We start from the raw sequence: 23104 nt of genomic DNA, 5'->3' as shown, positions 1-23104 counted from the left end.
TTAACTGGAATTTTTTGTGGTTTTTTGAAATGCTGAATATAGTAAATACTTTACATTTGATATATATATAACTCTTTTTAATAATTTATTTAACAAAACAATATTTTTAACTTTTAAAAAAACAAAATTTTGTATATAATTGTATTTAGACGTAGTAATAGAGTTAGGAGAGTGACAATATGAAAAAAAACGCGATTATAGCATTATTGGTTTTTGCATGCTTATCTCAGTACGGTTTAGGGGATATTCAATCTGTACAAGCTATTGAAAAAACTAATGTTATAATTACTGAATCAGTTAGTAAGAATGCATCAAAGCCACTTATGAATATAGACGAGCCAACAGCTGATTTAAAAACAAGTGGAAACATAAAGGTAAGAGGATGGGCAATAAGCCAATCTGGAATTAAAGAAGTAAAGGTATATGTTAATGATGCATTTGTAGCTAACGCAGCTATAGGAAAATCAAGACCAGATGTAAAAAATGTATATCCAGGATATCCAGATGCTGATAAAAGTGGATATGAGTACACTATAAACACATCAGGTTTAGGAGAAGGAAGAAAAACTATAAAAGTTGAAGCAATAGGTAAAGATGGATCAACCCAAACCTATACTAGTAATGTAGATTTAACTAAAGCAAAGCCACTTATGAATATGGACGAGCCAACAGCTGATTTAAAAACAAGTGGAAACATAAAGGTAAGAGGATGGGCAATAAGCCAGTCTGGAATTAAGGAAGTAAAGGTATATGTTAATGATGCATTTGTAGCTAACGCAGCTTTAGGAACATCAAGACCAGATGTAAAAAATGTATATCCAGGATATCCAGATGCTGATAAAAGTGGATATGAGTACACAATAAACGCATCAGGTTTAGGAGAAGGAAGAAAAACTATAAAAGTAGAAGCGATAGGCAAGGATGGATCAACCCAAACCTATACTAGAAATGTAGATTTAACTAAAACAAAGCCACTAATGAATATGGACGAGCCAACAGCTAATCTAAAAACAAGTGGAAACATAAAGGTAAGAGGATGGGCAATAAGCCAGTCTGGAATTAAGGAAGTAAAGGTGTATGTTAATGATGCATTTGTAGCTAACGCAGCTATAGGAAAATCAAGACCAGATGTAAAAAATGTATATCCAGGATATCCAGATGCTGATAAAAGTGGATATGAGTACACTATAAACACATCAGGTTTAGGAGAAGGAAGAAAAACTATAAAAGTTGAAGCAATAGGTAAAGATGGATCAACTCAAACCTATACTAGTAATGTAGATTTAACTAAAGTAAAGCCACTTATGAATATGGACGAGCCAACAGCTGATTTAAAAACAAGTGGAAATATAAAGGTAAGAGGATGGGCAATAAGCCAATCTGGAATTAAAGAAGTAAAGGTATATGTTGATGATAAGTTTGTAGCTAACGCAGCTTTAGGAACATCAAGACCAGATGTAAAAAATGTATATCCAGGATATCCAGGTGCTGATAAAAGCGGATATGAGTACATAATAAACTCATCAGGTTTAGGAGAAGGAAGAAAAACTATAAAAGTAGAAGCAATAGGTAAGGATGGATCAACCCAAACCTATACTAGAAATGTAGATTTAATTAAAGTAAAGCCACTTATGAATATAGATGAGCCAACAGCTAATTTAAAAACAGGTGGAAACATAAAGGTAAGAGGATGGGCAATAAGCCAATCTGGAATTAAAGAAGTAAAGGTATATGTTGATGATAAGTTTGTAGCTAACGCAGCTTTAGGAACATCAAGACCAGATGTGAAAAATGTATATCCAGGATATCCAGGTGCTGATAAAAGCGGATATGAGTACATAATAAACTCATCAGGTTTAGGAGAAGGAAGAAAAACTATAAAAGTAGAAGCAATAGGTAAGGATGGCGGAATTCAAGAAAAAACTATTAATATAACTATATCCAAAGCATTAATAGTAGTAGACCCAGGACACGATTATGGTGGAGATGGTGGTGCTGTAGCTACTCATAATGGTGTTACTTATTCAGAAACAGAATTAAATATGCAGCTAGCAGTAAAGTTAAAGGCTAGTTTGGAAGCAAAAGGATATGCAGTTGTAATGACTAGACAACTATGGGAAAGACCTACATCAGCAAGTGCTAGAGATTCATTAAAAGCAAGAACAGATTTAGCTAATGGATTAAAAGCAGACTTATTTATAAGTATCCATCATGATAAGTCATCCAATACAAGTACTACAGGAGTAAGTACTCACTATAGTAGTTATAAACCTGGAATAGAGAAAGATGGAATAAATGTAGGAAATGACCCTAATGGATGGTATTCAGGAGTGGATATTGATACAACTCCATCAAAGGAAGCAATTCTAGGTAGAGATTTAGCTAATAAAATAGTAGCTAACATCTCTTCAAATTTAGGATATACCAATAAGTTATCTCACGATCATAACTTATACGTAACCTTAAATACCAATATGCCAGCAGTACTTATTGAAAATGGATTTTTATCTAATAGAGATGAGGCTATTAGGTCAGCAAATCCATCTAATCAACAAAAGCTTGCAGATACTATAGCAAACACAGTAAAAGAAATGTTTTAATCAAAGATAAAAGTGTGACAAAACAGTAACATGTCATACTTTTATTTTTTTTTATGTAATTATTTGATATAATACAGATATTGAGATTAAATTACAATATATTGAATTTGGAGGTATACTATGTCAATATTGGTATGTGGAGGAGCTGGCTATATAGGAAGTCATATGGTAGCTTATCTTTTAGAGCAAGGAAAAGATGTTGTAGTAGTAGATAGTTTAGAAACTGGCCATGAAAAATCAGTAAAGGGAGTTAAGTTATATAAAGGGGATTTAAGAGATAAAGGATTTTTAAATAATGTCTTTAATGAAAACGAAATAGAAGCAGTTATAGATTTTGCAGCATACTCTCTAGTAGGAGAAAGTATGGTAGAACCATTAAAGTACTTTAATAATAATGTATATGGAACTATAAACTTACTAGAAGTTATGAAAGAGCATAATGTTAAATATATAGTATTTTCATCAACAGCAGCAACTTATGGTGAGGCAGAAAAAACTCCTATAGTAGAAGAGGATAAAACATTCCCTACTAATGCTTATGGAGAATCTAAACTTATGGTAGAAAAAGTTCTTAAGTGGTGTGATACAGCTTATGGAATAAAACATACAGTTTTAAGATACTTCAATGTAGCTGGAGCTCATATAAGTGGAAATATAGGAGAAGACCATAAGACAGAGACTCATTTAATTCCGCTTATATTACAAGTTGCTTTAGGTAAAAGAGAAAAGATAATGATATTTGGAGAAGACTTTAATACACCAGATGGAAGTTGTATTAGAGATTATATCCACGTGTCAGATTTAGCAGAAGCTCATGCACTAGCATTAGATAGATTATTTAAAGGTGGAGATAGCAGAATATTTAACTTAGGAAATGGAACTGGTTTCTCAGTTAAAGAAGTAATAGAAGTAGTTAGAAAAGTAACTAATCATCCTATACCAGCAGAAGTAACTGGAAGAAGAGCGGGAGACCCTGCTATACTTATAGCATCTTCTGATAAAGCTATAAAGGAATTAGGATGGACACCTAAGTTTAATACTTTAGAAACTATAGTAGAAACTGCCTGGAAATGGCATTCTAATAATCCTAATGGATATAATGATTAATAAAGAAACAGAAAGAAGGAAGAAAGAAATGACAATTAAAAAAGCAATAATTCCTGCAGCAGGACTTGGAACAAGATTTTTACCTGCTACGAAAGCATTACCTAAAGAAATGTTACCTATAGTGGATAAACCAACTATGCAATATATTATAGAAGAAGCTGTAGCTTCAGGTATAGAAGAAATATTAATAATAACAGGAAGAAATAAAAAGTCTATAGAAGATCACTTTGATAAATCCATAGAGCTTGAGATGGAACTTGAGAAATCAGGAAAACAAGAATTATTAGATTTAGTAAGAGATATATCAGGAATGGTAGATGTACATTTTATAAGACAAAAGGAACCAAAAGGATTAGGTCACGCAATTCTTTGTGCTAAAACATTTGTAGGTAATGAGCCTTTTGCAGTGCTTTTAGGGGATGACATTGTTCATAATGATGAAAATCCATGTTTAAAACAATTAGTAGATTGTTATGATGAATATAAAACATCTATACTTGGAGTGCAAACTGTAGCAGAAGAAAATGTAAGTAAATATGGTATAGTTGACGGTATACATATAGAAGACAGAGTATATAAAGTAAAAAATCTAGTAGAAAAACCAGCTAGAGAAGAAGCACCTAGTAACGTAGCTATACTTGGAAGATATATAATAACTCCACAAATATTTGATATATTAGAAAAAACTAAACCAGGTAAAGGTGGAGAAATTCAACTTACAGATGCTCTTAAGGATTTAATATCACAAGAAGCAATGTATGCATACAACTTTGAAGGTAAAAGATATGATGTAGGAGATAAATTAGGTTTCTTACAAGCAACAGTTGAATATGCCTTAAGAAGAGAAGATTTAAGAGAAGATTTTATAAAGTATTTAAAAGAAATAATATAATAAGTAAAAGAAACAATAAGTATTCAAATTGGAAACTTATTGTTTCTTTTTTGTAAATAAATACTTGTGAGAAGTTTGTGAGGAGAATTTTATATGATAAAATTTAAGAGAAAAAATTAAAAAATATTTTAGCTTTATTCAAACAAAAATCGACATTGAGGTTTAGTGGCTGAAAATACATATAATAAAAATAGAGAAGGCTTATATACAGTTGTGTTAAATGTTTACTTATGATAGCGCTATCATTATATTTCTAGAAATAGGAGTATAATGATAGTTTTTTTTGTGGAAAAAAAATCAATAAGTTACTATAAAAGATATATGTTAAACATTTGTTAATAATAATATTAAAAAAGTGAAGAAAAATAGAGAGGGAAAGTTACATGAAACTAACAAAAAATCGAATTATGTCCCTTAGGTGCGAGAATTAACGTTCGCTTAAGTGTTGAACAATCTATTAAAAAGATATATAATTATTTGGTAAAACTTTAAAGATGTATATTATCGGAGAGAATAAACAATAGTTAATAGGGAATTTATTAAATGATTAATAATTAACACCAAAAGATGGGTTCGACACCATTAAACAATAGTGCGTAAAAACCTTCATAAAATAGACACAAATATGGGAATATGTTATGATTTATATACATTAGATTTTAAAAAACATTCGGAGGATTAATATGGAATTAAAGGAATATCTACATATTTTAAAGAAGAGATGGCTATTAATAATATCAGTGACTTTAACCTGTGTATTTGTTAGTGCTATAGTCAGCTTTTTCTTAATTAAGCCTACATATCAGGCTAGCATATCAGTAGTTATAGGAAGCAATAAAGAAGAAACATCAAGTAACCCAAATCAAACCTATAATGATGTTATAATGTATCAAAAATTAGTTAAAACCTACAGTGTATTTGTAAAGACAAGAGCAGTAGCAGAAGATACAATAGAGAAATTAAACTCTGACAGAAGTGTAGATTCACTTTTAGGGATGATATCAGCATCGCCTAGTAGTGACACTGATTTTCTAACTATAACAGTAAAATCTAAAGATGCCTATGAAGCTAAAGATGTAGCTAATCAAGTTGCAAGATCTTTAAAAACTGTAACTAAGGAAATTAAAAATGTGGACAACGTTCAGTTAGTAGATGATGCATTATTACCTAGTGGTCCTATATCACCTAAGCCACTAATTAATATTGCAATAGCTTTAATACTAGGACTATTTGTTTCAGTAGGAATAGTGTTTTTAATAGAATATTTAGACAACACAGTAAAAGATACAGATGAATTAGAAAAATTATTAGAAGTTCCTGTATTAGGGGCTATACCTATGATGGAAGATAAAAAGAAAGCAAGAGGTGGTAAGCGTGATAAAAGATCTAATAGCATATAGTGACCCTAAGTCTTCTTCAGCAGAAGCATATAGAACTTTAAGAACAAACCTGCAGTTTTCTATGTTAGATAAAGATTCTAATATTATTGCAATAACCTCATGTGCACCAGGAGAGGGAAAAAGTACCATAGTAGCTAATCTAGCGGTAAGTTTAGCTCAAAGTGGTAAAAAGGTATTATTAGTAGATTGTGACTTAAGAAAACCTACAATTCACAAAAAATTTGGAATATCTAACGCTAGTGGGTTAACTTCATTATTATTAAAAGAAAGTACATTAGAAGAAGCTATATATAAGGTAGATATACCTAACTTGGGACTTATACCTAGTGGTCCAGTTCCACCTAATCCATCAGAAATATTAGGTTCTAAAAAGATGGGGAAAATATTAGAAGATCTTAAAAGCTATTTTGATGTTATACTTTTAGACTCACCTCCAGTACTTGTGGTTTCAGACTTACATGTACTAGCATCAACCTTAGATGGAATTCTCTTAGTTGCAACCTATGGAGTAACAGAGAAAAATGCCATATTAAGAGCAAAAGAAAGCATTATAAAGGTTGGAGGAAAGGTATTGGGTGTAGTAGAAAATAAAATACCTCAAGATGCTAAAGGATATGGTTATGGCGGTTATGGATATGGGAAGTATCAAGGATATTATTCTTCAGATACAGAAGAATAGGAGGAAATATGATAGATTTTCATTCACACATAATTTATGGAGTAGATGATGGAGCTAAGGATTTAGATATGTCATTAGACATGATAAAAAATGCAGAGAAGGAAGGCACTAAATATATATGTGCCACCTCTCATTATCTATTAGGAGAGTATGAGCCAGATAGAGAAGAGTATTTTAATAAACTTGAGGAATTAAGAGAAAAAAGCAATATACATATAATACCTGGGTTAGAGGTATATATGGATCCTAGTCTACCAGAGCTTTATAAAGAGAAAAAGATATGGGGAATAAATGAAGGATCATATATGCTAATAGAATTTCCTATGAGAGACGTGCCTAAATACTCTATGGATGTATTGTATGAACTAACAGTTTTAGGAATAAAACCTATAATAGCACACCCAGAGAGAAATATTAAGCTTATAAACAACATAGATATGATAGAAGACTTTATAGAAGAAGGATATTTACTTCAACTTAATGCTAATTCCCTATTAGGAAAACATGGACAGGCAGAAAAAGCTTTTGGGGAAGAATTAGTAAAAAGAAACATGATTCATCTAGTAGGAAGTGACGGACATAATAACAGCTTCAGAAAAACGGATATAAAAGAAGCACTAAAAAGATTAGAAGAATTAAATCCAGAGTTACACGGATTTATATTAGAAAATGAACAAAAAGTACTAGAAGGATTAGACATACACATACCTGACATAAAAGAATTAAAAGAGAAGAAGAAAGGGTTCTTCGGATTATTTAAGAGAAAATAACTAGAGAGGTCATAAGTAAATTATGACCATCTTTATATATAATAGATGGGAAACTAAGGAATAATTTATTTTTATAAATATTATTTATTTTAAATTTATCTGATGTCTAGCCACTGTAACACTCCCACTTTTTCAAGTAGGAGATAACAGTGACACGACCCTAGATAAGTTCAACTAAGATTCAGATGGAGATCAAACTCCACCTGAATCAAGTTTCACTTGATAGTTAATAAGATGGGGGGATAATGATGCAATTGGAGAATTTTAGGGAGCAGATAAATGTTGAAGAAAATCAGCTAGATATAGAGAGAGAAGAAAGCAAACTTATGTATAATTTCATAAAAAGATTCATAGATATATTTTGTTCCAGTTTAGGAATACTACTCTTAAGTCCAGTATTTATTATAGTAGGGACTATAATAAAACTTGACTCTAAAGGACCAGTTATATTTTCTCAAAAAAGAGTAGGGAAAGATGGAAAAGAGTTTAAGATGTATAAGTTTAGAAGCATGGTGGTTAATGCAGAAGAGCTAAAGAAAAAGTTAATGCATCAAAATGAGATGTCAGGCCCTATGTTTAAGATGAAGGATGATCCTAGAATAACTAAGATAGGGAAGTTTATAAGAAAAACAAGTATAGATGAATTACCGCAGCTCATAAATGTACTTAAAGGCGAAATGAGTTTGGTAGGACCTAGACCTAGCTTACCTAAAGAGGTAGCTCAGTTTGAACCATGGATGATGAGAAGATTAGATGTTAAACCAGGGCTTACTTGTTATTGGCAGGTAAGTGGAAGAAATAATATAGATTTTGATGACTGGATGAAGTTAGATATAAAATATGTACAGGATAGATCTATAAAATTAGATATAAAACTTATATTTAAGACGGTTTTTGTGTTATTTGGAGATAAGAATGCTAGGTAGGGGGATAGGTTAATGAAGATAGCGGTAGCAGGAACAGGATATGTAGGATTATCGAATGCTATATTATTAGCTCAAAATAATGAGGTTGTAGCACTTGATATTATTAAAGAAAAGGTGGATATGATTAATGATAAAATATCACCTATAGTAGATAAAGAAATAGAAGACTATTTAAAAAATAAAGAATTAAAATTAGTAGCAACAACTGATACTCATAAAGCATATGAGGGAGCAGATTATGTAATAATATCAACGCCAACTAACTATGATTCTGAACTTAATTATTTTGATACCAAAACAGTAGAAGCAGTTATAGCTAATGTATTAGCTATTAATCCAGAAGCAACTATGGTAATAAAATCAACAGTACCAGTAGGGTATACAGAAAAAGTTAGAAAAATGTTTGAAACAGATAATATAATTTTTTCGCCAGAATTCTTAAGAGAGGGTAAAGCCTTATATGATAATCTTTATCCTTCTAGGATAATAGTGGGAGAAAAATCAGAAAGAGCAGAAAAGTTTGCCGATCTTTTAAAGCAAGGAGCTCTTAAAGAGGATATACCAGTTTTATTTACAGATTCAACAGAAGCAGAAGCTGTAAAACTATTTGCTAATACTTATTTAGCATTAAGAGTTGCTTATTTTAATGAGCTTGATACCTATGCAGAGCTTAGAGGATTAAATACTAAAGATATCATAGAGGGGGTAGGGCTTGACCCTAGAATAGGGACACACTATAATAACCCATCCTTTGGATATGGTGGATATTGTCTTCCTAAGGATACTAAGCAGTTAAGAGCTAACTATGAGGATGTTCCTAATAACATAATTGGAGCTATAGTTGATGCTAATAGAACTAGAAAAGATCATGTTGCAGATATGATATTAAGAAGAAATCCTAAAATAGTAGGAATATATAGATTAACTATGAAAACTGATTCAGATAACTTTAGAGCATCATCTATTCAAGGAATAATGAAGAGAATAAAAGCTAAAGGAATAGAAGTAGTTGTTTATGAACCAGTATTAAAGGAAGATACCTTTTTTAATTCTAAGGTGACTAGAAATTTAGAGGAATTTAAAGAGATTTCTGATGTTATTGTTTCTAATAGATTATCTGAAGAATTATTTGATGTTGAGGATAAGGTATATACTAGAGATTTATTTGGGAGAGACTAATAACTTAGTTTTTAAAAGGAGGATATATGCTTACAGCTTTAATAATGGCAGGAGGGAAAGGTACTAGATTTTGGCCTTTATCTACTGAAGAAAAACCTAAACAGTTTTTGAGTCTAGTTGGAAATGAAACTATGATTCAGATGACTGTAAACAGAATAAAGCCACTTATTCCATTAGAAAGAATATTTATATGTACTGGTGAGAGATATGTTGATTTAGTAAAAGAGCAATTACCAGAGCTATTAGATAGAAATATAATAGTAGAACCAGAAGGAAGAAATACGGCACCTTGTATAGCATTATCTTCATTATATATAAATCGATATTATGAAGATTCAACTATGGTTGTGCTGCCATCGGATCATTTAATTAATGATGAAGAAAGCTTTAGAAGAATAATAAAGAGCTCAGAGGAGTTTTTAACTAAAGAAAAAGAAGCTATAGTTACACTAGGGATGAAACCAGATAGGGCGGAAACAGGATATGGATATATAAAGTTTACTGAGGACAAAACTTTAGTTAATGAAGAGAATTTTATTAAAGTAGAAAAATTTGTAGAAAAACCTAGTTTAGAGTTAGCTGAAAAGTATTTAGAAGCTGGAGATTATCTATGGAATGGGGGCATGTTTATATGGAAAACTAAATATGTCATAAACCTATTAAAAATACATTTACCAAATACCTATGAAGCTTTAAAAGAAGTAGAAAATATACAAATTGAAAAATTAAGTGACTATATAAAAGAAAGTTATAAAAAAACAGATGAAATATCTATAGATTATGCACTTTTAGAGAGAACTGAAAACATATATGTGGTTCCATCAGAAATAGGTTGGGATGACATCGGAAACTGGGTAGCATATGAAAGATATAATCTTAAAGATGAACATAAAAACATAAGAAGTGGAGAAGTTACCTTCGTAGATGCTAAAGAAAATATAGCAATAACTTCAGGAAAAAAAGTAGTTTTATATGGAGTTGAAGATTTGTTTTTAGTAGAAAAGGATGATTATATATTAGTTACTTCCAAGGAGAGACTAGGGGAACTTAAAGAAAATAAAGAAAGGCTAATATAAGGCTTAGTAATTAACAATTTTATAGGAGTAGTATATGAAAAAACATCTTTTAGTATATGCTCATTATTTTTATCCTGATGTAGCTTCAACAGGACAATTACTAACAGAAGTTTGTGAAAGTCTGACTGATGATTTTAATGTAACTGTAATATGTGTTGTTCCCAGTTATACAGGTAAAATAAAGGATGAGTACAAAAATAATAAGTTTTATTATGAAAACTATAAAGGCATGAACTTAATAAGGGTAAGGGTACCAGAATTTAATAAAGGAAGTAAGTTTAGTAGGATAAAAAATATAGTTGTATATTTTTTAAACTCTATTTTTGCAACTTTTAAAGTGAAGAATGTAGATGTGATTTTTACTATTTCTCAACCTCCAGTATTAGGAGGTATGCTTGGAAGAATAGGTAAAAGCATTAAGAAATGTAAGTTTATATATAATATTCAAGATTTTAATCCAGAACAAGTAGAAGCGGTTGGATATTTTAAAAATAAGTTTATTTTAAATGTAGCTAAGGTTTTAGATAATGGAAATATAAAAAAAGCAGATAAGATCTTATTAGTAGGAACAGATCAATTTGAAACTCTTGAAAATAGAAAGAGAGAGTTTAAAGAAAAAGGAATTTTAATAAATAATTGGACGGACGATAAAAATATTTATCCACTAGAAGAAAATAGTAAGGATATACTTGATTTAAAGAGAAAGTATAAATTAGATAATAAATTCATTATAATGTATTCTGGTAATTTAGGTCTGTATTATGATTTAGAAAACATCATTAAGATAGCAAAAAACTTTAAAGAATATAAAGATTTAGTATTTGTGTTCGCAGGAGAAGGTGCAATAAAAACAAAATTAGAAAATTACAAAAAGAAAAATAGTCTAGAAAATGTATATTTTCTGCCTTATCAACCAAAAGATAAATTAAATATATCCTTAAACATGGCTGATATTCATTTTGTAGTTAATTCAAAAGGAATTAAGGGTGTATCTGTTCCAAGTAAGCTATATGGGGTAATGGCTGCAGGCAAACCCGTCTTAGGTGTACTTGAAAGAGGGACAGAGGCAAGAATAATTATAGAGAAGTCTAATTGTGGAATATGTACAGAACCAGGGAATTATAAAGAAATTATAGATATTATTAAAAAGGTTCATACTGATGACAAAATACTCAAAGAGTATGGAGTAAATTCAAGAAAATACTTAGAACAATATTTATCTAAAAAAGTATCTTTAGATAAATATAAAAGTTTAATTAATAATATATAAATATAAAATTTTTTATCAATACAACATTTAAATTTTTATTATAGATAAAGGGAGCGAAAATAAATGAAAATAGCATTAATAACAGGTATAACAGGACAAGATGGATCATATTTAACGGAGTTTTTATTGGAAAAGGGTTATGAAGTACATGGAATAATAAGAAGACATTCAACTATAAATACAAAAAGAATAGATCATTTATTTGAAAACCCTGAAATAGGAAATAAGAAATTATTTTTACATTATGGAGATTTAACAGATTCAAGTAATTTAAATAGATTAATAGAAAAAATAAGACCAAGTGAAATATATAATCTAGCAGCTCAAAGTCATGTTCAGGTATCTTTTGAGGTTCCAGAATATACAGCAGAAGCAGATGCTATAGGAACCTTAAGAATATTAGATGCAATAAGAGAATCAGGAGTAGATTGTAGATTCTATCAGGCTTCAACATCTGAACTGTTCGGAGGACTTCCAGATACAGCACCTCAAAGTGAGAAAACACCTTTCTATCCTAAGAGTCCATATGGAGTAGCAAAACTTTATGGATATTGGATAACAGTTAACTATAGAGAATCATATAACATGTATGCATGTAATGGAGTGTTGTTTAACCATGAGTCTCCAAGAAGAGGAGAAACTTTTGTTACTAGAAAGATAACAATGGCAGTAGCATCAATAATGGCAGGAAAACAAGAAAAATTATCTCTAGGAAATCTTGATGCTAAGAGAGACTGGGGATTTGCAGGAGACTATATAGAAGCTATGTGGTTAATGCTACAACAAGAGAAGGCTAAGGATTATGTTATAGCAACAAATGAAACACATACAGTTAGAGAATTCGTGGAACTATCCTTTAAAGAAGTAGGAATAGAGATAGAATGGAAAGGTACTGGAGTAGATGAAAAGGGATATGATAAGGCTACAGGAAGACTTCTAGTAGATGTTAATCCAAGATACTTTAGACCAGCAGAAGTTGAACTTTTATGGGGAGATTCTACAAAAGCGGAAACAGAGCTTGGATGGGAAAGAAAAACCAGCTTTATGAATTTAGTAAAGATGATGGTAGATTCAGATATGAGAGAAATAGCTGGAATAGGTTCAGCAGAATTTATAGCTAAAAAAGAAGCAGCTTATTCTGATAAATAAAAGGGGGATAACTATGAATAAAGATAGTAAAATATATGTAGCAGGACACAGAGGGTTAGTTGGTTCTGCTATAGTGAGGAATTTGGAAGCAAAGGGTTATAATAATATAATAAAGAAAACCCATAGTGAACTTGACTTAACTAATCAAGAAGCTGTAAGAAGATTTTTTGAAAAAGAGAAACCAGAGTATGTATTTTTAGCAGCAGCTAAGGTTGGAGGAATAAATGCAAACAATATTTATCCGGCAGACTTTATATATGAAAACTTACAAATACAAAATAATGTTATAAAAGCAGCACATGACTTTAAAGTTACTAAACTTTTATTTTTAGGAAGTACATGTATATATCCAAAACTTGCACCACAACCTATTAAAGAAGAGTACTTACTAACAGGTTCTTTAGAAGAAACAAATGAGGCTTATGCAGTAGCAAAAATAGCTGGTCTTGAGATGTGTAAGTTCTTTAAGAGACAATATGGAGATAATTTTATAAGTTGTATGCCTACTAATCTTTATGGACCCAATGATAACTTTGATTTGAAGAATTCTCATGTATTACCAGCCCTTATAAGGAAATTCCATGAAGCTAAAGAGAGTAATTCAGATAAGGTTGAAGTATGGGGAACAGGAACACCACTTAGAGAGTTCTTGTATGTAGATGATATGGCAGATGCATGCGTATTTTTAATGGAGAATTATGACGGAGAACAACATGTAAATATAGGAACAGGAGAAGAAGTTTCTATAAGAGAGCTAGCAGAAACTATTAAAGAAGTAGTAGGTTTTAATGGAGAGTTAGTATTTAATACAGCTATGCCAGATGGAACACCTAGAAAGCTAACTACTGTTGAGAAATTAAATGGACTTGGATGGAGACATAAGGTTAGTTTAAATCAAGGTGTTAAGATGGCATATGAGTGGTTTGTAGATAGGTATAGATAAGAATTAGTTAAGGAGACAAGTAATGAAGCATAAGATTTTATATATACACCATAGTGTAAGTAAATCTGGAGCAGCAAGAAGTTTATCATTTCTTATTGAAGACTTAGATAAAAATATATATGACCCTATTGTCCTATGTAGGAAAGATAATGATAATATAGATTTATTTCAAAGAGCTGGTGCAAAGGTCATAATGGATAAAAGATTTGGACCATTGCATGGAAGTACTGTATCTGGAATGAACTTTATAATATTTTGTAGTAATATACTAAAAGCAATACCCACATATTTTATTGTAAAAAAGTACATTAATAATATAAAACCAGACATAGTTCATTTAAATTCTACTTGTATGTGTGTAGCTGGAAAAGCGTCAAAAAAAGTTGATTCTAATATTCCAGTGCTAGTTCATGTTCGAGAACCTCTATTGGAAAATATATTTGGATCAATTTTAAAAAAAATTACTTATAGATATGTAGATGGATATATTGCCATCGATAAAAACGATATGGAATCTGTTATTATGTTACCAGAAAAACCACATGAGATTATCTATAATTTCGTAGACTTTAAAAAGTATAATAATTATATCAAATCAGAAATTATAAGAAATGAATTATCTATACCACAAGAGGATACTATCTTTATTTGTTTAGGACGTATAGTAAAACCTAATGGTGTAATTGAAATGATTGATGAATTTACTAAGGTTTATCCTAAATACTTAAATTATCATTTGGTAATTGTTGGGGATGAATTGGAAAATTCATCAAAATATATTAAATTAGTAAGAGAGCGATGTAATAAACATAAATCTAATATTCACTTGCTACCTTTTAGAAAAGATGTTCCAGAGTTATTAGCATCATCAGACATATTGATATGTCCATTTATTGAGCCTCATTTTTCAAGAGCAGTTATTGAAGCAGCTGCAATGGGAATACCAACTATAGCATCTAACGTAGGTGGAGTTAATGAGTTGGTATTAGATGGAAAGACTGGATTATTCTTTGATTATAATGATTTTACTCAATTGCCAGAGCTTATAAAAAAATTAGGCTCAAATAAAGATTTAATCAAGTTACTTGGTAAAAATGCTGCTAAATTTGCAAGGAAAAATTTTGATTCAAAAATAAATGCAAAACGTACTGTAAAATTTTATGAGAGATTCTTAAAAATAGACAAATAGAATTATTTTATTAGAGAAGTTTAAGGAGGGGTATTTTGTTATACTACTTAGCAAATATATTATGGGATGACGAAGATATACAAGATAGGATGCCTTTAGATTTTAAAGCAGCAAGATATAGGGTTAAGCACATCTGTAATGCATATAAAGGTAATATAATTATTGTGTCCGAAGGCGAAGGGAAAGTAAAAAAAAAATTTGATGCTTATAAAAAAAGTATTAATGAAAAAATTAAAATTTATTATTTGGATTATTTTAATAATAGTAAGTTAAAACGATTAGCCAGTATTTATACACTAACTAAATATTTATTTAAAAATGTTAAAGATGGAGATAGTATATTAAGCTATAATGCTGCACCAGTTCAAAGTATTTCTATGGCTATTTTTAGACTTAGCTTTAGAAATGTAAGAATTGATATTGAGTTTGAAGAGTTTCACAGAGTTGAAAACAATTATATTAGAAATTTTATGATGTCAATTGGTGAATTAATAGGAATCGTAATTGCTGATAGATTTATTGTTGCTAATGATAATATGATGAGAAAAATTAATAGACTTAAATTATTTAAGAAAGCCAATATCATTTCCTCTTATGGATATTTAAATAGTAATATACAAAGTAATATGGTTTTAAATAATAATACTTATAATTTAAAACCTTGCATACTTTATAGTGGTCGGATGGATGATGTTGGTGGAATTGATATTTTTATAGACGCGCTAAAAATTATTAATATTAATTGTGAAGTAATTATAACAGGAAAATGTCCTGAAATTATAGGTGAAAAACTAAATTGTTTAAGTAATAAGCATAGTATTCAATTAGTTGGATATCTAGATGATACAAGCTATTTAAGATTACTTACTAGAGAGTGTATTTGTATTAGTTCTTTAAAAGAATCAACTTCTTTTTCAAAATATTCATTTCCATCAAAAGTATTACAATATTTACAGACTGGAAATGTTGTTGTATCTTCAAATGTCTCATCAATAAATAAGCTACAATGTTTAGAAGAATATTTGTATATTTACAAAAATGATGATCCAAAAGAAATGGCAATGCAAATAGAAAAAGCTTATTATAAAGTTAATAAAACTAGAAAAGTGGAAATAATAGAAAAAACTGCTGATTTCTTTAAAAATGATGAAAGAAAATTATTTGAATTTTTAAATAATTTATAGTTTAAGATAGGATGAGAATATGAAAAATAAAAATAGAATTTTAGAATACATATTGGTATATATTACCATCTTTGAAATTGGAGATGTTAAATTTTATTTAAATGATGATCTTTTTTTAATATTAATGTTTATATTTTCAGTAGCAATTATTCTATTCTTACTTTCTAAAGGAAAGCAAGAAAATATTGTAATCAGGTATGCATTTTTTTTGATTATATCGATTATTATAAATGGAATATTTAATTATTTTTATTTTAATTCAATTTCAACATATGTTGGTCATATTATTAGAGTTATTATAGCTTTAAGTATAACTAATATAATGAGTTTTAAAAACTTTTCAGATAAATTTATTAAATTGATGTTATTTATTTGTTTTACATCTCTAATATTTTTTATAATAGGCTATTTAGATAATAATTTTAGATATCTATTTCCTGTGATTCAAAAAGAGTTAGGAAGTAGATTTGGAAATGCAGTTTTATATTCTTATAATTTAGATCCTAATATACTAAGTGTTAGTAGAAATAGTAGCATATTCAATGAACCTGGAAAATTTCAGATCTGTATTTCAATAGCACTTTTTTTTGAATTATCATATAATCAGTTGAAAAATAAAACAAGAGTAATTTTATTTATAATAACAATGCTTACAACAGGATCATCAGCAGGCTATATATGTTTAGTAATTATATTAATTATAAAGCTTTTTGAAGGAAAAATGATAAAAAGTGTTTATAAAGGTATGATAATATTAGCTTTAATATCTGTAACATTTAGTTCCAAATTTCAAACAAATATTTTAAATAAGTTAAGTGAAAATAATACATCATTTAATAGGCGTAGTATAGACTACAATATTGATATTGAAATAATAAAAAGAAATCCTGTAATAGGAGTAGGAATTAGTAAATATAGTTTATTATTTAATAATATGCTTGCAAATCAGACATCAAATTATTACGGAAGTATGATCCAATCATCATCCAATTCTTTAACCTCAAGTTTTGCTATATATGGATTATTACTACCAACTATGATTTTATGGGGAATTTTTAGATTTTTGAAAAAAAATTATTATGGCTCAGGAGCAGCATTTATATTAGCATATTGTATATTTTTAATTATATGTGCATCTCAAAATGTTATGATTTCTATTTTAATTTTTGTAATTTGTATGTATGGATTTAAAACTGATAATTTTAATGATTTAAGTAAGAAAGGAAGAATTAAATGAATTATATATTTTATGCTCATAAAGGGTATATGGATTACTTAGAATTAAGCATAAAGCAAACATTAAGCATCTGTACAGATACTAAAGTTGTTCTTCTTGGTGATGAAGCAAATAGTAAAATACAGGGTATAGTTCATGAAAACATAAATAATTATTCAATTTATGCAGAAAAATTTGCTAGTGTTTATATTAATTATAATGTAAGAAATTACGATTATTATTTATTTTGTTTTACAAGATGGTTTTCAATTTATGAATATATGAAAAAGAATAATATTAAGAAGGCTATACATATAGATTCTGATATTATAGTTAATTATGACATATGCCAATATATGAATGAAAATGAATATATGTATTCATTTGATGGTGGATATACATCTTGTTTCACCTTAGAACAATTAGGTGATTTATGTGAATTTATGTTAACTAAATACTCAAGCATTGAAGAACGTAAAAAGTTAGATACAATTTATAAAAAAAGAATGAAATTAAACCTCAAAGGAGGAGTTTCAGATATGACATTGATTAGTATGTTTGTAGCATTTAATAGATGTCATGATGTTACTAAAATAAAGTATGGTTATGTTTGTGATCATACAATATTTAAATGCGATGGATTTGAAATGATAGGTGATAAGAAAAAAATTTATTGTATAGATGGAGATATTTATATTTGTGATATGGTCACAAATTTATATATTAAGTTTATTACAGCTCATTTTCAAGGAGATGGAAAACTATATATGAAAGAATTTCTTGATTATAAAAAACTAGAAAAAGGAACATATTATTTTAATTATGTTGATAAAAAGTGGTATATTGATTTAGAAGTTATAAAAAATAGTTTTAAAGATAAAATAAGAATTAAAATTTCAGAAGTTAATTATAAGTTAAAAAAGAAGATTAGATCAACTAGAGCTTTTAATAACAAGAATTAATAATGAAAAGAGAGGTGATGTAATGAATAAGCAGATTATTAAAATAATAGAATCTTGGGCAAACGTAAAAGGAAATATTAACTCCACATCTGAACTACTATCATGGATTGAAGAATTAAATAAAACAACATTAGTAAAAGTTGAAGAATGCAATATTCAAGATAGTACTTTTTGGTTTTATGATGATTATAATGGTGAAGTGTTGAATAGAAAGCGAAGTTTTTTTTATATTAAAGGAATGCGAATGTTTAAAGATAATGAATTTGTATTTGAACAACCCATTATAATACAACCTGAAATTGGGTATTTAGGAATAATATGCAAACAAATTAATGGAGTAATGAATTTTCTTATGCAAGCAAAAATTGAACCAGGAAATATAAACTGCGTACAGATATCACCAACAATACAAGCTACAAAAAGTAACTTTACTAGAGCTCATGGTGGGAAACTTCCAGCATATTTCGAATACTTTGAGAATTCAAACAAACACAATATTATTTATGACCAAATACAATCTGAGCAAGCATCTAGATTTTATAAAAAACGTAATCGAAACATGATAATAGAGGTAAAAGAAGATATCGAAATTTATCCAAATTTTAAATGGATGACACTTGGACAAATAAAACAGTTAATGAATATTGATAATCTTGTTAATATGGATACACGTACAGTTCTTTCAGGAATTCCTTTTGCAACAATAAAATTTAATGAAGATGAATTAAAATATATAGAGTCATTGTTTAAAGATAAATTTTTATATAATTCCGTATTTGAAACTTGTCAAAATAAAGATATTATTAATATTTATCATCATATGAATAATTATAAAATGTTACATGATATTAATGTAGTGCAAGTACCTCTTAATCAACTGGTAGATTGGAACATTTCTGACGAAGGAATTACCTGTAGGAAGAATTCAAATTTTATGGTAAGATACTATAATATCTCAATAGATGGAAGAGAAGTTCATAAATGGACACAACCATTATTTAAAGCAATAGGAAAAGCAACATTTGGATTAATAACTTGTGTAGAAAATAATGTTAGAAAATTTCTTGTTACAACAAAACCAGAAATAGGTTCGTTTGATAAAATAGAGATAGGTCCAACAATTCAACTTGAAGCAAATCATAACTGTTATTACGATAATGACGTTGAAGTACTTTTTAGAAAAAAAGTTGAAGATAAGAATGGTATAATGATAGATGTAATATTGTCAGAAGAAGGTGGAAGATTTTATCATGAACAAAATAGGAATATAATATTAGAGATAGACAAAGATGAAATTAAATTACTACCACAAGGATATTTTTGGCTGGAATACAGTTCATTAAATTTATTGATACAATCTAATAATTGTTTAAATATACAGCTTAGAAATTTAATTTCATTAATAGAGATATAATTATATAGAATATAACATTATGATGTGGAGGTGTAGTAATGATTAAAGTTGGAATAGTATCTCCATCTGAGATAGCTCTTAGAAGATTTTTACCAGCTATTAATAAGGCAGATGGATTTGAATTTGTAGGTGTTGCAATCGCTAATGAAGAAGAATGGTTAGGTAATGATAGAAATAAAACTGTAAACCTATTAAAAAGTGAGTATGATAAGGCAAAAACATTTGTAGAAGCGCATGGTGGAAAAATATATAATGGATATAAAAATTTAATTAAATCAAAGGATATTGATGCAGTTTACTTGCCATTGCCGCCAGAACTTCACTACAAATGGGCAAAGATTGCATTAGAAAATGGTAAGCATTTATTGGTAGAAAAACCTGCTACAACTAATTTAAGTCAGACTGAAGAATTAATTCAATTAGCTGAAAAAAATAAATTAGCAGTACATGAAAACTACATGTTTACTTTCCACAAACAATTAGAAGTAATAGAAAAGTTTATAAAGAGTGGAGAAATCGGTGATGTAAGATTGTATCGAATAGCATTTGGGTTTCCAAGAAGATCGATATTAGATTTTAGATACAATAAGGAGTTGGGAGGGGGAGCATTACTAGATTGTGGCGGTTATACGATAAAGTATGCATCTATGCTTTTAGGAGATACATGCAAATTTTTATATGCATATCTTAATTATACAGATGATTGTATGGTTGATATGTTTGGATCTGCTGCAATGGTCAATGATTTAGGAACTACTGCACAAATATCTTTTGGTATGGACAATAACTACAAGTGTGAATTAGAAGTCTGGGGAAGTAAGGGGTATTTGAGAGCAGATAGGGTATTAACCGCTCCAGTAGGTTTTAATCCTAGTATGACCATTAAAATAGGTAATGAAGAGTCTAGGGTTTTGGAGTTACCAGAAGATGATAGTTTTAATAAATCTATTTTAAGATTTGAAAGTTGTATTATCAATGAAGAAACTAGAAAAGAAAATTATAAAGTAATTTTAAAACAAGCTAAACTAATTGATGAGTATATGAATAGTTATAATATTTCAAAGCCTGCTAAGAAATAACAATAAATTTTATATTATAATTTAAAATAGATACTATATAATACGGTAGACCCAAATTTAGAAATAGAATGAAAAGGATATTATATGGATTGGAAATTAATCAATTTTATGGGGAATACAGAATCTGACGGTAGCTTAGTATATATTGAAACTATAAGAGAGATTCCATTTGAAATTAAGAGAATTTTTTATATTTTTAATACACCTGAAGGAGTAACAAGGGCAAATCATGCGTGTAAGGATACTGAGTTTATGCTTATCTGTATATCTGGTTCAGTTAGGATAGAACTAAAAAATGAATATTCAAAAAGTAATTTCCTATTATCTTCGTCTAATATGGGATTATATGTTCCAAAATTAACATGGATTAGAACTTTTGATTTTTCAAGAGATTCAGTGTTATTAGCATTTGCTAGTAGTTCTTATGATAAGAATCAATATATTGAAGACTATGAAGAATATCTAAAATTTAGAATTAAAAAAGAAAATAATTTATTATAAGTTTATATAGGAATAATTGAGGAGATTTTATGAAAAAAATAGCAATTATAGGTGCAAATAGTTATATTGCAAGAAATATGATTAGTATATTAAATCAAACTACAGAAGAATATAGACTATACTTATATGACGTTAGTGAAAGTCATATTGATAATTTGCCTAATTACACTAAAATAGATGTTACTTCAAAAGAATCAATAAAAAACATAGAATTTAGTTGTGATGTTATTTTTATGTTTGTTGGTAAAACTGGAAGTGAAAATGGTTTTAGAGAGTTTGATACCTTTATAGATATTAATGAGAAGGCATTGTTAAATATATTGAATGAATATGTTCTCCAAGATTCTAAAGCGAAAATAATATTCCCATCAACAAGACTCGTATATAAGGGGCAGAAGGGAATTTTAAGAGAAGAATCTGAAAAAGAATTTAAAACTATTTATGCAATGAATAAATTTGCATGTGAACAATATTTAGAAATGTTTAATAGGGTTTATGGAGTACAATATTGTATTTTTAGAATTTGTTTACCATATGGGACATTGATACCTAATGCTACTTCTTACGGTACTGCAGAATTTTTTTTATCAAAAGCAAGTAAAGGAGAAAGTATAGTTTTGTATGGGGATGGGAGTGTTAGAAGAACATTTACGTATATAGGTGATTTATGTAATATTTTGATTAAAGGTGCTTTCTCTAACAAATGTACTAACAGTATATTCAATGTTGGAGGAGAGGAGTATAGCCTCTTTGAAGTTGCAAAGTTGATTGCAAATAAGTACGGTGTGGGAGTAGAATTCATTTCATGGCCCAAAATAGCTGAAAAAATTGAGTCTGGAGATACTGTCTTTGATTCCAGTAAATTAGATGAGATATTTACTATATACTCAATGAAATTTAATGAGTGGATATCTTTGGTATCAAATAATTCTTATAGAAGTAATTAGCGGGAGTGGTCTTATTGAAACTAAGAAATGTATTAAAGAATATTATTAAGTCCTTAATAAATCGCTATAATTATATAATAAATTCAATAACACTAAATACACATCATATAATTAGAGGTCAGAATTTACATATTAACGGAATGCTAATTATTAGAGGAACGGGGCTGTCTTTTGGAAATGATGTGAGAATTAATTCAGGAAAAAGATTTAATATAATTGGAGGAGATAGACAAAGTACATTTATAATGCGAAAAGGCGCATTCATAATTATTGGAAATAATGTGGGTATTTCAAATTCAACCTTTGTAGCTCATGAAAAGATTATTATAGAGGACAATGTTATGATTGGTGGTGGCTGTAAAATATATGATACAGATTTCCATTCATTGAATTTTGAAGAGCGTATGGAAGAACCAGATACAAATATAAGGAAATCACCAGTACATATTAAAACTGGTGCATTTATTGGAGCTCATTCAATAATCTTAAAGGGAGTTGTAATAGGTAAAAAAAGTGTTATTGGAGCTGGATCTGTAGTAACAAAAAATATACCAGATAATCAAATATGGGCTGGAAACCCAGCGAAATTTATAAAAAATCTATAACTATTAAAAGAAGAGT

General features: G+C 28.9%; 21 protein-coding genes. All 21 read left to right on the top strand.

Translation table 11 applies throughout. The features are described 5' to 3' along the window. Positions 1-179 precede the first annotated feature (179 nt). The 21 genes from L1S49_RS08815 (at position 180) to L1S49_RS08715 (ending at position 23088) form a co-directional block, all read left to right on the top strand. On the top strand, positions 180-2600 hold the full coding sequence (locus tag L1S49_RS08815; protein ID WP_238903653.1) for an N-acetylmuramoyl-L-alanine amidase: 2421 nt from the start codon (positions 180-182) through the stop codon (positions 2598-2600). Positions 2601-2720: 120 nt separating this feature from the next. Beyond that, positions 2721-3707 (top strand): UDP-glucose 4-epimerase GalE, encoded by a 987-nt coding sequence (gene galE / locus L1S49_RS08810; protein ID WP_238903651.1) that lies wholly within the window; start codon positions 2721-2723, stop codon positions 3705-3707. 28 nt (positions 3708-3735) lie between these two features. Beyond that, complete coding sequence (galU, locus tag L1S49_RS08805) at positions 3736-4599, top strand: UTP--glucose-1-phosphate uridylyltransferase GalU (protein WP_238903696.1); 864 nt, start codon at positions 3736-3738, stop codon at positions 4597-4599. 683 nt (positions 4600-5282) lie between these two features. Beyond that, positions 5283-5999, top strand: a complete 717-nt coding sequence (locus L1S49_RS08800; RefSeq protein WP_238903649.1) for a Wzz/FepE/Etk N-terminal domain-containing protein — start codon at positions 5283-5285, stop codon at positions 5997-5999. Next, positions 5974-6678, top strand: a complete 705-nt coding sequence (locus tag L1S49_RS08795; protein WP_238903647.1) for a CpsD/CapB family tyrosine-protein kinase — start codon at positions 5974-5976, stop codon at positions 6676-6678. The genes L1S49_RS08800 and L1S49_RS08795 overlap by 26 nt, the downstream gene beginning before the upstream one ends. Before the next feature lie 8 nt (positions 6679-6686). Continuing rightward, entirely contained in the window at positions 6687-7448 is a 762-nt protein-coding gene (locus L1S49_RS08790) for a CpsB/CapC family capsule biosynthesis tyrosine phosphatase (RefSeq protein WP_238903645.1), read from the top strand. Between the two features lie 245 nt (positions 7449-7693). Next, positions 7694-8374 (top strand): sugar transferase, encoded by a 681-nt coding sequence (locus L1S49_RS08785; protein ID WP_238903643.1) that lies wholly within the window; start codon positions 7694-7696, stop codon positions 8372-8374. Positions 8375-8386: 12 nt separating this feature from the next. Further along, entirely contained in the window at positions 8387-9553 is a 1167-nt protein-coding gene (locus L1S49_RS08780; protein ID WP_238903641.1) for a nucleotide sugar dehydrogenase, read from the top strand. 26 nt (positions 9554-9579) lie between these two features. Further along, positions 9580-10629, top strand: a complete 1050-nt coding sequence (locus L1S49_RS08775) for a mannose-1-phosphate guanylyltransferase (protein ID WP_238903639.1) — start codon at positions 9580-9582, stop codon at positions 10627-10629. Positions 10630-10663: 34 nt separating this feature from the next. Beyond that, positions 10664-11899, top strand: coding sequence for a glycosyltransferase family 4 protein (locus L1S49_RS08770; protein WP_238903637.1), 1236 nt, complete (start codon positions 10664-10666; stop codon positions 11897-11899). 63 nt (positions 11900-11962) lie between these two features. Beyond that, on the top strand, positions 11963-13048 hold the full coding sequence (gene gmd, locus L1S49_RS08765; protein ID WP_238903634.1) for a GDP-mannose 4,6-dehydratase: 1086 nt from the start codon (positions 11963-11965) through the stop codon (positions 13046-13048). 13 nt (positions 13049-13061) lie between these two features. Further along, on the top strand, positions 13062-13991 hold the full coding sequence (locus L1S49_RS08760; protein WP_238903632.1) for a GDP-L-fucose synthase: 930 nt from the start codon (positions 13062-13064) through the stop codon (positions 13989-13991). 22 nt (positions 13992-14013) lie between these two features. Beyond that, positions 14014-15180 carry a glycosyltransferase family 4 protein gene (locus L1S49_RS08755; RefSeq protein ID WP_238903630.1) on the top strand — a complete coding sequence of 389 codons (1167 nt, stop codon included), beginning with the start codon at positions 14014-14016 and terminating at the stop codon, positions 15178-15180. 35 nt (positions 15181-15215) lie between these two features. Beyond that, positions 15216-16364: a glycosyltransferase gene (locus L1S49_RS08750; protein ID WP_238903628.1), complete on the top strand. Its 1149-nt coding sequence runs from the start codon at positions 15216-15218 to the stop codon at positions 16362-16364. 19 nt (positions 16365-16383) lie between these two features. After that, positions 16384-17601 carry an O-antigen ligase family protein gene (locus L1S49_RS08745; protein WP_238903626.1) on the top strand — a complete coding sequence of 406 codons (1218 nt, stop codon included), beginning with the start codon at positions 16384-16386 and terminating at the stop codon, positions 17599-17601. Next, on the top strand, positions 17598-18542 hold the full coding sequence (locus tag L1S49_RS08740; RefSeq protein WP_238903624.1) for a hypothetical protein: 945 nt from the start codon (positions 17598-17600) through the stop codon (positions 18540-18542). Before L1S49_RS08745 ends, L1S49_RS08740 begins: the two co-directional genes overlap by 4 nt. A 22-nt stretch (positions 18543-18564) precedes the next feature. After that, the gene (locus L1S49_RS08735) at positions 18565-19956 is read left to right on the top strand and encodes an NDP-hexose 2,3-dehydratase family protein (protein ID WP_238903622.1); all 1392 of its coding nucleotides are present in this window, start codon (positions 18565-18567) and stop codon (positions 19954-19956) included. 38 nt (positions 19957-19994) lie between these two features. Then, positions 19995-21035, top strand: a complete 1041-nt coding sequence (locus L1S49_RS08730; protein WP_238903620.1) for a Gfo/Idh/MocA family oxidoreductase — start codon at positions 19995-19997, stop codon at positions 21033-21035. An 84-nt stretch (positions 21036-21119) separates the two neighbouring features. Continuing rightward, entirely contained in the window at positions 21120-21536 is a 417-nt protein-coding gene (locus L1S49_RS08725; RefSeq protein WP_238903618.1) for an FdtA/QdtA family cupin domain-containing protein, read from the top strand. A gap of 29 nt (positions 21537-21565) precedes the next feature. Beyond that, positions 21566-22483 carry an NAD(P)-dependent oxidoreductase gene (locus L1S49_RS08720; protein ID WP_238903617.1) on the top strand — a complete coding sequence of 306 codons (918 nt, stop codon included), beginning with the start codon at positions 21566-21568 and terminating at the stop codon, positions 22481-22483. Positions 22484-22497: 14 nt separating this feature from the next. Continuing rightward, positions 22498-23088, top strand: coding sequence for an acyltransferase (locus L1S49_RS08715; RefSeq protein ID WP_238903615.1), 591 nt, complete (start codon positions 22498-22500; stop codon positions 23086-23088). The last annotated feature ends 16 nt before the right edge of the window (positions 23089-23104 follow it).

This window comes from Clostridium sp. YIM B02506, from assembly GCF_022324845.1.
GTDB classification, from domain to species: Bacteria; Bacillota; Clostridia; order Clostridiales; family Clostridiaceae; genus Clostridium_T; species Clostridium_T intestinale.
The sequence above is the reverse complement of the archived record's forward strand: the minus strand, read 5'-3'. Positions and strand labels throughout refer to the sequence as shown.